This window comes from Bacillus sp. PSXD-155 (genome assembly GCF_049310765.1).
GTDB lineage: Bacteria > Bacillota > Bacilli > Bacillales > Bacillaceae_G > Bacillus_A > Bacillus_A cereus.
The window spans coordinates 1-11001 of record NZ_JBMOWC010000091.1 but is presented as its reverse complement, the minus strand read 5'-3'; the positions used below and the strand labels follow the sequence as shown (position 1 = coordinate 11001).

The window sequence follows — 11001 nt, the reverse complement described above, 5'->3', positions numbered from 1 at the left end:
CACATCCATCAACTTAAGAAAATAGACTATTCTTAAACTTAAAAGCACGTTACTATTCTCTTATGTTAATGAGAAAGGGTGACGTGCTTTTTATGAATATGCATCAAAAACAAGAGCTGTCTTTATTTGCCGAAGAGTTATATCGATATATGTCTCCCGCTACACTTAATCAATTAGCTATAGAAGCAGGTGGAATGAAACGAAAACGTAAGTGCCATGGGCACCATTTTTTATCTTTGTGTGTATGGTTAAATCAACAAATCGCTACAACCTCTCTTACTCAACTTTGTAGTCAATTAGAAACTTCAACAGGAATTTTATTAAGTCCTGAGGGACTGAATCGACGATTTAACTCGGCTTCTGTAGCCTTCTTTCGAACTGTATTTACTACACTTCTACAAGCTAAAATTGGAGGATCATCTACAATTTCTCATTCTCTTTCTGCTTACTTTGAGCGGATTCGCATCCTTGATTCTACAACCTTTCAAGTTCCAGATCGATTCGCAGCTACTTATCCTGGTGCCGGAGGCTGTAGTCATACAGCTGGTGTAAAAATTCAATTAGAGTATGACTTGTTGAGTGGAGAGTTTTCTGATGTGAAAATTGAACCAGGAAAACGAAGTGATCAGGCATATGGGGCGACTCGAATGGACATGACACAAAAGAATGAACTATATATTCGTGACTTAGGGTATTTTCGTTTACAAGACTTTAAATCAATCCAAGATAAGGAAGGGTATTATTTATCGCGTCTTAAATTACCAACTAAAATATATAGAAAAGAATTCGAAACAGTGGTATTTAAAACAAAACCTGCTCAATTGAGACCGGTATATATACAAATTCATTTGGAAGACATCATGAACCAATTACAACCTGGCCAAGTTTATGAATTACAAGATGTATATGTAGGGAGCAAAGACAAACTACCCACTCGCATTGTGGTTTATAGATGTACAGAGGCGCAAAAACAGAAACGTCTACATGATCGAGCTATTCGTGAAAAGAAAAAAGGGATTACATATACAGATCGTACGAAACTTTTACAAGGAATTACGGTATATATGACAAACATTCCTACGGAATGGGTACCGAAAGAGAAAATCTATGATTTATATTCACTGCGTTGGCAAATTGAGCTGTTATTTAAAATATGGAAATCTTGGTTTCGAATTCATCGTTGTAAATCTATTAAACAAGAGCGATTAGAATGCCACCTTTATGGACAACTCATTAGTATTCTATTATGTTCTTCTACTATGTTTAAAATGAGAGAACTCCTATTACGTAAGAAACAGAAAGAACTAAGTGAATATAAAGCGATGTACATAATTAAAGATTATTTCTTACTTTTTCATCAAGCACTACATAAAAACACCCAAGAATTATCAAAGATTCTCCTTCGTCTGTTTAACCTCCTACAGCGAAACGGACGAAAATCTCACAGATATGAGAAAAAAACAGTCTTTGATATTTTAGGTGTTGTGTATGAGTATACCACTTCTGCCCATCAGGTAGCATAGCGAAAAATTTGAAACCCGTCAGGGTTTATTTGACGTGCCTACTTTTATAACATCTATAAAAGATAATAAAAAACTACGTGGAAAGACCGCATTTTGTATAAAAATATACGTTAAGTTGATGGATGTGGGGTCCCACCACATGCCCATCAAGCTAGTATTTTGAAGTGTCCCCAAAACGAGAAATGTAAAGTGACAATACAGTTGTTTAAATCTAAATGTTGGTTTGTAATCACTTCGAATAGGAAAAAATTCAAAATTCAATAAGAAGTTAACCTTAAATAATAACCATCAGGGTCTACAATACGGAAATCCTTCATTCCCCAAGATTGAGTTTTAAGGTTAGATTCTACTGGATAATTTTTTTCTAATACATGTTGGTATAATTGTTCGATATTATCAAAAACTATGATAACCTCAACACCCTTACCTTTTGGATTAAGACCTCCCTTTTTTAAATAATGATTTTCATTAAGAATATAATCAGGAGTTAGTAATAAGGCAAAATCCTCTAGTTTAACCATTGCACCAGTCCCATTCTTTTTTGAGAATGCCAGACCAAGGATTTCCTCATAAAACCTAATAGATTTTTGCAAATCTTCAACAAATAATTCCAAACGAAAGTGCATACTCATTCTCCTTCTCACTTATGATGATAATTCTTTATTCTCCAAATACCTTTCCCATTCACTCAAATACATTCTTTTTGTAATCTTATGTGGATTTTCTAGCTTACAAATAAGTTCTAAACTATTTCCATCTGGGTCATTAAAATGAATTTTAGCATGGGCATAATCGTTATGAGCCATTACAAAGGGTTCATGTGGCTCATATCCAAACGCTTCCCTCGGTTCATACCCTTTGTCTTTAAGCCATTTCACCGAATTCTTCAAATCATCCAAAGTGACTTGAAATGCTATATGTCTTATAGATGGATGATATTCAAGTTCTACTTTATCGGTTTCCCATAATCCTAACCAACTCTTGTCTTTTTCAATCCATAGAAAAGCTATTTTATCCTCTACACTATGGTTGAACTCCAAACCAAGATTTTCGTAAAATTTTATTGACGATTTTAAATTACTAACTGGTAAATGTGCTTCATACAGCCCTTTAATCATTTGATTTTCTCCCTTACTTTCTGTTCTTGAATATTAATATATCAATTAAAAAATAATATTGAATCCAATAAAAGTATTAAAATTCCATACATCTTTAGTAGTAGTGTAATATCATTTTTGTAGAAATATACAGAAAGGATGGAGTTGTTATATGAACGTTTCGGTTTCTGATAAACTACAATTATTTTCCGAAGAATTACAACGGCATATGTCACCAAATACCCTAGAGCAGATAGCTAGAGAGATAGGATTTGTTCGACGAAAAAGTAAATATCGTGCACAAGATTTAGTAGCCCTTTGTGTTTGGTTAAGCCAAAATATAGCTCATACTTCATTGGCACAATTATGTAGTCGATTAGAAGCTAACACAGGCATTTCTATGAGTCCAGAAGGACTCAATCACCGTTTTAATTCTCAAGCTGTTCAGTTTTTGCAACAACTCTTAGCACATTTACTTCACCAACAATTTTGTTCTTCTAACAAGATTCCAACTTTGTATACAAATTATTTTCGGCGTATTCGTGTGTTGGATTCTACACATTTTCAGATTCCGGATAAATTCACTTCTACATATCAAGGTTCAGGTGGTAGTGGTCAAAATGCTGGCGTGAAAATCCAACTAGAATATGATTTATTAAGTGGTCAATTTCTACATGTTCATGTAGGATCAGGAAAGCACAATGATAAAACGTATGGTTCTACTTGTTTAGCGTCGCTTCAACCAAACGATGTATGTATACGTGATTTAGGATACTTTGATTTAAAAGACTTACATACTATAGAAGAGTGTAATGCTTATTTTATTTCAAGATTAAAGCTCAATACACGTATATATCAGAAGAATAAAGAACCTGAATACTTTCAAAATGGAACAATAAAAAAGCAATCTGAGTACATCCAATTAGATATGGAGCAATTCATTGACCAATTACAGTCAGGGGAAACATATGAAATTCCTGAGATTTATATTGGAATGTATCAAAAGCTTCCTGCAAGACTAATTCTGTATAAATTAACTGAAACGCAAATGAAACGTAGACAAAAGGATTTAGCATCTAAAGAACATAAGAAGCAAATTACCTATAAAGAACGCAGTAAACGGCTTAGTGCAATTAACTTTTACATTACAAATATTCCTTTGGAATACCTACCAAAGGAACAAGTATACAATTTCTACTCTTTACGATGGCAAATTGAACTTATTTTTAAAACGTGGAAATCATTTTTTCGTATTCATCACTGTAATTCTGTGAAATTAGAACGGCTAGAGTATCATTTATATGGACAACTAATTAGCATCCTTCTTTGTTCCTCCACCATGTTTCAAATGCGCCAATTACTCCTCATCAAGAAGAAACGGGAACTAAGCGAATATAAAGCGGTTTATATCATAAAAGATTATTTTCCACTTATTTATCAATCTTTACAAAAAAACACCCAAGAATTAACAAAGATATTGTTACGTCTGTTTAATCTCTTACAGAAAAACGGACGAAAATCCCATAGGTATGAGAAGAAAACAGTCTTTGATATCTTAGGCGTCGTATACAACTTTTCTATGTCTCACAATCATGTAGCGTAATTCAAAAAATTGAAACCCGATAGGGTTTATTTGGTATGCAAATCTTTAAAGAACTTACACTGGATCTTTAGAAAAAAGAAAAAATCTCACGTGAAATTAAACTTATATAAGCTTAGCTTGATGGGCATGGGGTCCCACCAACATAACGCGAATTTCGTACGCTAAGTAAAATTGGATAGAGTAAGAGCCGATTTCCTATACGATAAGAAGAATCGGCTCTTACTTGACTATGGGTTTTTTGAAATTAAATTGGCACTAATGGGCATTCAAAATGATAAAATACCATTCTGAAATTAATTTTATGGCCCTATACACACTTTATTTTAATTTCTCTTTTATTTTTTCTGGTACATCTTCACTTTTAACTTCTTCATAACCATTAATTAATGAAATTTTATCAGGTGTTCTTTTATTAGCACCTTTATCTTCATCTGCGGTAATTTTCAAATAAGTTCCTTCTTTAATTGGCTTATCATCATTTGTAACAAATTGGATTGTTTTCTCGTCCCCATTTTCTTTAAATCCTTTTAAAGTGTATTGGAATGCATTTCTTTCTTTTGTTCCCTGGCCTTCGATTTTCACATAATAAGTTTCTGTGAAGAACTTTCCAACATAACTACAACCTGTTAACAAACTCATAAATATAATTCCAGTCATACTCATAAAAACTATACGCTTCAACATGTAAATAATCCTCCATAAATATTTGAACTAAAAGTTATATTAATATATACATGCTGTATGAATAATGGGGCTAAAGTCTGATTTTAAACTCAGACTTTTTGACTTGAACAAAGATTTTATGCGTATAGGCCAAAAACGACCGTTTATGGAACTCTATTTAGTTCTAACAAAACTCAAAGAGATACGGTCAAAAACTAGTTCTAAAACTCAATGCCAAAAACAAAGTACCGTAACAAACATCAAATACCATTTATGGAACCTTCTTAACGTATGGAAAAACCAAGTTTTTCAAATAAATCATTCCTTAGCGTACGAAATTCGCGTTATGTTGGTGGAACCCCTACCTAGCCTTAGGAATTAAATATTTACCCGTTTCATCTTCTTTTAATGAAATAGATACACACCTCATATAATCTAATAACTGCATATGTTTATTGTAGTCATCTATATTAGGCATATCTTCACGCATATAAAACTCTTTAATTTCCTCAAACAATGCTTTTACATCTTCTTTTGAATAAACAGTGCCTCTTTCATCAGCTAAACAAGAATATTCTCTAGATTCCCCATTATCTTCTTGTACTTCTACTGGAATAACACGATAAAACTTAGGAAATACCCTTCTTATATCAATAGTCATTTATTTCATCCCCCTTAGTTTTAATAAATTTCCCCTTCTATAATGATAGCATTACATACAAAAAGGAACATGGATTATCTCCACATTCCCTTTTCAAATTGCTATATGTTCAATAATTGTTTGATAACTTCAAACAATCCAGTAGACCCAAATACAGCAGAAATAAAAACCTCAAAATTAGCATGAAAAGAAATTTCTGTTTTCTCTGAGTCCTTCTTATACGAAAACTTTATCATCTACAAAACTCCGTGTCGTATTTTGTATTCGATATAAATTAAAAAATTCCTTTATAATTCGACAATATTTCTTTGTACACTTATTAGAAAGTGCTGTCGACCACGTTATCAAACGATATCTACCCTAGATAGTAATTACTCACGTACCTATATTATCTCAAATTTCGCCTAATCAAACAAGTGTTTCCATGTAATTTTTTTCTAGAATCTTATTTTGATTCCTGATCTTTATTCTCTTACTCTACCTTTCCCCTCATCACTTAACCACCTTAACTATCATTCGTTTTTCTTTATAACCTGATTCTGTGATATACTCATAATAAGTAAGGGAATCACTCCCCTTCTATGTACTTATTTTAATTTATCTATTCACTTTTGGCGTTTAACTCTATGGGGTTAAGCGTCCTTTTTCGTTTTTCCCCTATATGGGTTTCTTTGCCCATCCCCCCGAAAAGGGGGAATAGCAAAAAAAGTATCAAAAAATACTTTAAAATAAAGGTTTTTACTTCTTTTAAAAATGAATATGTCAAAACATATACATTTTAATTGACATGTTTCAAATAAATATAAGTTGTATTTTTGAAATAAATTTAGCTAATGCCCCCTTTCGGGGATTTGGGCAAAAACAACCTAGATTGAATTTTCTGATTAATTGTTTTAAAATAAAAACGAGTTGTAGTAACAAGCTGTCATTAAACCCCTTACACGAAAAAGGTTGGCAAATATCCAATCTTTTTTTATGTAAATAGGCTCTCTTGCTTTTTGCATGAGAGCCTATTTACATTCGGGAACTGTCTTTCATTATTATAAAGAAATAATCCATATAAAACCAATGGGTTTTTTGATATTAAAACGCTACATTTTCTATATTCTATGTTAAAATTAGTGATTGAGGGTACAATTTTTCAAGAGAAAAAGGCAAACAATATAAATACTTTCTGAAAGTGTTCAATTCAAGTTCAACAAAAAGCATTTGTTATTCTATAGCAAATGCTTTTTGACAAATTACATTCTTTTTTATAACATAAAAAAGGAATTGAGTGTACCAGACTCAATTCCTTCGGTGAAGTCATTTGCCAACGAATACCTGGTGAAAGAATCCTTCTTTTATGATTGGATTCTTTTACTTTGTTTTGAGCATAAAACGTAATATTGTATATGCCATTTTTCTTGCTGAACATCCTCGTTTGATCGCTAATTGTTGTAAGAGCTTATGTTGAAATGGTGTTAATTCAAATTCGATAAAATGCTGGAAAGCATGAGACTGCTGAACAGGCACATCCTCCATATAAATATAGTCTAACCCTTCTGTTACTAACTCTAATGCGATTTGATCTAAGCTTTCATTATAAAGTGCTAATTCTTCCAACCTTTCATATAAATGTGGTTCTAAAGAAATCAATAATTTTTTATTTTCTTTTCGAAACTTCTGCTTTTGACCTTTCCAATACTGTTGCTCTTGCATAACTGCATGTAACATTTTAATTCCCCCTATTTATAATTTGAATTTGTATTTCACCCTTAAAATCAAAGACCTATTTCTTGTTTCTTACAATATCAACAGCGGCTAAACAGGCGGCTATCCCAAGACGCTTTTCACTATATATTTTCTTGTTCACTGTTAGGTACCAGCACCCATTTTCTTTTATGCTCAATAGATCGTCATATTGCCTCCCTAATTTTTCTAGAATAAAAGTGGATTCCTCAACAGGATTGAAATATTCAATCGGCATTCTGATAAATGGCGTACGATTCTTACCCCAATATGTACCGCATGTTTCAAGCCCCAAAAACTCTTTTGCAATGACATAATCTAGCCTTTCTGTTGCAACAGATAAATCATGATATGGTATCCACCAGTTAGAATCACTCATGGCCACAAATTCTTTTGCAATACTGTTGTATAAGATTTGACAGATACTAATACCCTCAAAATCATCTTGTGTGACAACAAAATCAGACTGTCTTAATTTGTTCCCGTTTTTATCTGTTGTACCGATTTCAAATTCTTCACTTTTCAACAATTGGACTGTTTTCATCACATTAAATTCCCCCTTTATTTCTTACATGAACATGCTAAAATATTTTTGAAGGCATCTTATTTCTTGTGCTCTTCACCAATACGATCACTCATCACACTTCCCCTTTCTGTTGCTTTATAGCAATGGAAAGGGATTGTTTTGTAAAGCGGCTTTTACTCTCCTGCATAGCATTTTGAAGCAATTTCAACTTTGTTTCTTTGCAAAGAACTCTCCATACAGATACACCGATTTTCATTTTTTTGCCTCCCTTTTATACTTCTTCTCCACACTCATGACAAACCGTTATAGATTCATCTGTTCCCTTGATTTCGATTGTTTGATTATCTCCATGCGTACAAGAAATCTCTTTGTCTTCTATCTGTTTTTTCATGTGAATTACAACTTCTTCAATGCAGTAATAACATAGTCTTCCTAACGCAAATCCTTCCGCGGCAATCTCTCCGCACGCTCTACACTTGTAATCTTCCATGTGATTGCTCCTTTCTTTCTTAAAGGCCTAATTCACTAAGCTGACAGCAATCGACGCACTAATTAAGATCAAACCAATAAATTGCATGGTACTCTTTAATGATTGAATCAATGTGTTATCTCCTTTCTAGAAGGATTGTTTTGAAAATAGGCATTTTTCCATATGGCTTCCCTCTAAAAGCCATATAAGATACCCGAAAATACGTAAGTGAAAAGCATCATAAAAATGGAGGTTGCAAAGAAACCATAAAACCAAATTTGATCGGAAACATTTTCTTCAATACCAAAATAACGGTTTGTTTTTTTGTAATTTTCTGAAATAGATGAGTAAAATTTTTTGAGGAATTTAAATTTAAGGTGAGGTTGTGTTAAAATAGGCTCACCAGACGTAATTTTAATAAGGATTTGTTTCATAGCCATTCTTCCTTTCCTAAATTATGATTCTGTATTAGAGAAAGATGTTTTTGAGCTGGCAGGCTAGGGAACATCTTTCTTTTAAACTATTAGTTTTTTCGTTCTCCAAACCACTTTATCATTGCTTCAGAAGTAATAATCCATTCTTTTCTCTTTCCATTCGGCTTAATAAAGCATTTGATTAATCCCTGTTGAATCATAACTTCTCTTTCTTGATCCGCTTTTTTAGAAATTCCCTCTTGTAACTTGTTCCTTAAAGTTGAATCTGGTATCTTCCAATAGAATGCGGCTTCACTAGGTGTCATGTAGTTATCAATTGCTTTCATAAATATTTTCCCTCCACAATACTTTTGCTATAATATTTGTAGAAGGATTGAAGGGAATTCCTAGGTTCCCCATGATAAATCCTAATATCATTCCGAAGCCATTTATCACATTGATAATGGCTTATTTTATTTTGTATCCTCCTTCTTTAAATTTTTCTACACCTTGATTATAGGACTTACAAGTCCTATAATCAACTACTTTTTGTTTTTTTATTTCGCATTTTTTCGACAAATTAAAAAAGCTATGTATATACATAGCTCCATATGTAATTTGAACTATAAATTTGCCGAAATGGCAAGCTTATAGGGGTCCCACCACACATCCATCAACTTAACGTATATTTTTATACAAAATGCGGTCTTTCCACGTAGTTTTTTATTATCTTTTATAGATGTTATAAAAGTAGGCACGTCAAATAAACCCTGACGGGTTTCAAATTTTTCGCTATGCTACCTGATGGGCAGAAGTGGTATACTCATACACAACACCTAAAATATCAAAGACTGTTTTTTTCTCATATCTGTGAGATTTTCGTCCGTTTCGCTGTAGGAGGTTAAACAGACGAAGGAGAATCTTTGATAATTCTTGGGTGTTTTTATGTAGTGCTTGATGAAAAAGTAAGAAATAATCTTTAATTATGTACATCGCTTTATATTCACTTAGTTCTTTCTGTTTCTTACGTAATAGGAGTTCTCTCATTTTAAACATAGTAGAAGAACATAATAGAATACTAATGAGTTGTCCATAAAGGTGGCATTCTAATCGCTCTTGTTTAATAGATTTACAACGATGAATTCGAAACCAAGATTTCCATATTTTAAATAACAGCTCAATTTGCCAACGCAGTGAATATAAATCATAGATTTTCTCTTTCGGTACCCATTCCGTAGGAATGTTTGTCATATATACCGTAATTCCTTGTAAAAGTTTCGTACGATCTGTATATGTAATCCCTTTTTTCTTTTCACGAATAGCTCGATCATGTAGACGTTTCTGTTTTTGCGCCTCTGTACATCTATAAACCACAATGCGAGTGGGTAGTTTGTCTTTGCTCCCTACATATACATCTTGTAATTCATAAACTTGGCCAGGTTGTAATTGGTTCATGATGTCTTCCAAATGAATTTGTATATATACCGGTCTCAATTGAGCAGGTTTTGTTTTAAATACCACTGTTTCGAATTCTTTTCTATATATTTTAGTTGGTAATTTAAGACGCGATAAATAATACCCTTCCTTATCTTGGATTGATTTAAAGTCTTGTAAACGAAAATACCCTAAGTCACGAATATATAGTTCATTCTTTTGTGTCATGTCCATTCGAGTCGCCCCATATGCCTGATCACTTCGTTTTCCTGGTTCAATTTTCACATCAGAAAACTCTCCACTCAACAAGTCATACTCTAATTGAATTTTTACACCAGCTGTATGACTACAGCCTCCGGCACCAGGATAAGTAGCTGCGAATCGATCTGGAACTTGAAAGGTTGTAGAATCAAGGATGCGAATCCGCTCAAAGTAAGCAGAAAGAGAATGAGAAATTGTAGATGATCCTCCAATTTTAGCTTGTAGAAGTGTAGTAAATACAGTTCGAAAGAAGGCTACAGAAGCCGAGTTAAATCGTCGATTCAGTCCCTCAGGACTTAATAAAATTCCTGTTGAAGTTTCTAATTGACTACAAAGTTGAGTAAGAGAGGTTGTAGCGATTTGTTGATTTAACCATACACACAAAGATAAAAAATGGTGCCCATGGCACTTACGTTTTCGTTTCATTCCACCTGCTTCTATAGCTAATTGATTAAGTGTAGCGGGAGACATATATCGATATAACTCTTCGGCAAATAAAGACAGCTCTTGTTTTTGATGCATATTCATAAAAAGCACGTCACCCTTTCTCATTAACATAAGAGAATAGTAACGTGCTTTTAAGTTTAAGAATAGTCTATTTTCTTAAGTTGATGGATGTG

General features: G+C 33.0%; 13 protein-coding genes. 2 read left to right on the top strand and 11 right to left on the bottom strand.

Translation table 11 applies throughout. From position 1 onward, the window contains the following. The first annotated feature begins 92 nt into the window (after positions 1-92). On the top strand, positions 93-1523 hold the full coding sequence (locus tag ACO6VI_RS32000; protein ID WP_422424664.1) for an IS4-like element ISBce2 family transposase: 1431 nt from the start codon (positions 93-95) through the stop codon (positions 1521-1523). Between the two features lie 257 nt (positions 1524-1780). Here ACO6VI_RS32000 and ACO6VI_RS31995 read toward each other — a convergent pair whose 3' ends face one another. Next, a complete protein-coding gene (locus ACO6VI_RS31995) occupies positions 1781-2149 on the bottom strand; it encodes a VOC family protein (protein WP_150190690.1) in 369 nt (122 codons plus the stop codon). 18 nt (positions 2150-2167) lie between these two features. Continuing rightward, positions 2168-2641 (bottom strand): VOC family protein, encoded by a 474-nt coding sequence (locus ACO6VI_RS31990; RefSeq protein ID WP_150190692.1) that lies wholly within the window; start codon positions 2639-2641, stop codon positions 2168-2170. 151 nt (positions 2642-2792) lie between these two features. Here ACO6VI_RS31990 and ACO6VI_RS31985 point away from each other — a divergent pair, with 151 nt between their 5' ends. Continuing rightward, positions 2793-4223, top strand: a complete 1431-nt coding sequence (locus tag ACO6VI_RS31985; protein ID WP_422425107.1) for an IS4 family transposase — start codon at positions 2793-2795, stop codon at positions 4221-4223. Positions 4224-4541: 318 nt separating this feature from the next. Here the strand turns inward: ACO6VI_RS31985 and ACO6VI_RS31980 are convergent, their stop codons facing one another. From ACO6VI_RS31980 to ACO6VI_RS31940, 9 genes are all read right to left on the bottom strand, one after another. Next, a complete protein-coding gene (locus ACO6VI_RS31980) occupies positions 4542-4907 on the bottom strand; it encodes a YxeA family protein (protein ID WP_422425105.1) in 366 nt (121 codons plus the stop codon). Positions 4908-5247: 340 nt separating this feature from the next. Continuing rightward, complete coding sequence (locus ACO6VI_RS31975; RefSeq protein ID WP_422425104.1) at positions 5248-5547, bottom strand: hypothetical protein; 300 nt, start codon at positions 5545-5547, stop codon at positions 5248-5250. Between the two features lie 1359 nt (positions 5548-6906). Then, positions 6907-7263 (bottom strand): hypothetical protein, encoded by a 357-nt coding sequence (locus ACO6VI_RS31970; RefSeq protein ID WP_000902064.1) that lies wholly within the window; start codon positions 7261-7263, stop codon positions 6907-6909. A gap of 55 nt (positions 7264-7318) precedes the next feature. After that, positions 7319-7822 (bottom strand): hypothetical protein, encoded by a 504-nt coding sequence (locus tag ACO6VI_RS31965; RefSeq protein WP_422425111.1) that lies wholly within the window; start codon positions 7820-7822, stop codon positions 7319-7321. 94 nt (positions 7823-7916) lie between these two features. Further along, the gene (locus ACO6VI_RS31960) at positions 7917-8060 is read right to left on the bottom strand and encodes a hypothetical protein (protein WP_000690451.1); all 144 of its coding nucleotides are present in this window, start codon (positions 8058-8060) and stop codon (positions 7917-7919) included. A gap of 15 nt (positions 8061-8075) precedes the next feature. Then, complete coding sequence (locus ACO6VI_RS31955; protein WP_328057624.1) at positions 8076-8294, bottom strand: hypothetical protein; 219 nt, start codon at positions 8292-8294, stop codon at positions 8076-8078. Between the two features lie 173 nt (positions 8295-8467). Further along, on the bottom strand, positions 8468-8707 hold the full coding sequence (locus ACO6VI_RS31950) for a DUF3961 domain-containing protein (RefSeq protein WP_422425109.1): 240 nt from the start codon (positions 8705-8707) through the stop codon (positions 8468-8470). An 89-nt stretch (positions 8708-8796) separates the two neighbouring features. Then, complete coding sequence (locus ACO6VI_RS31945) at positions 8797-9033, bottom strand: hypothetical protein (protein WP_016127997.1); 237 nt, start codon at positions 9031-9033, stop codon at positions 8797-8799. A gap of 445 nt (positions 9034-9478) precedes the next feature. Further along, complete coding sequence (locus ACO6VI_RS31940; RefSeq protein WP_422424664.1) at positions 9479-10909, bottom strand: IS4-like element ISBce2 family transposase; 1431 nt, start codon at positions 10907-10909, stop codon at positions 9479-9481. Positions 10910-11001 lie beyond the last annotated feature (92 nt).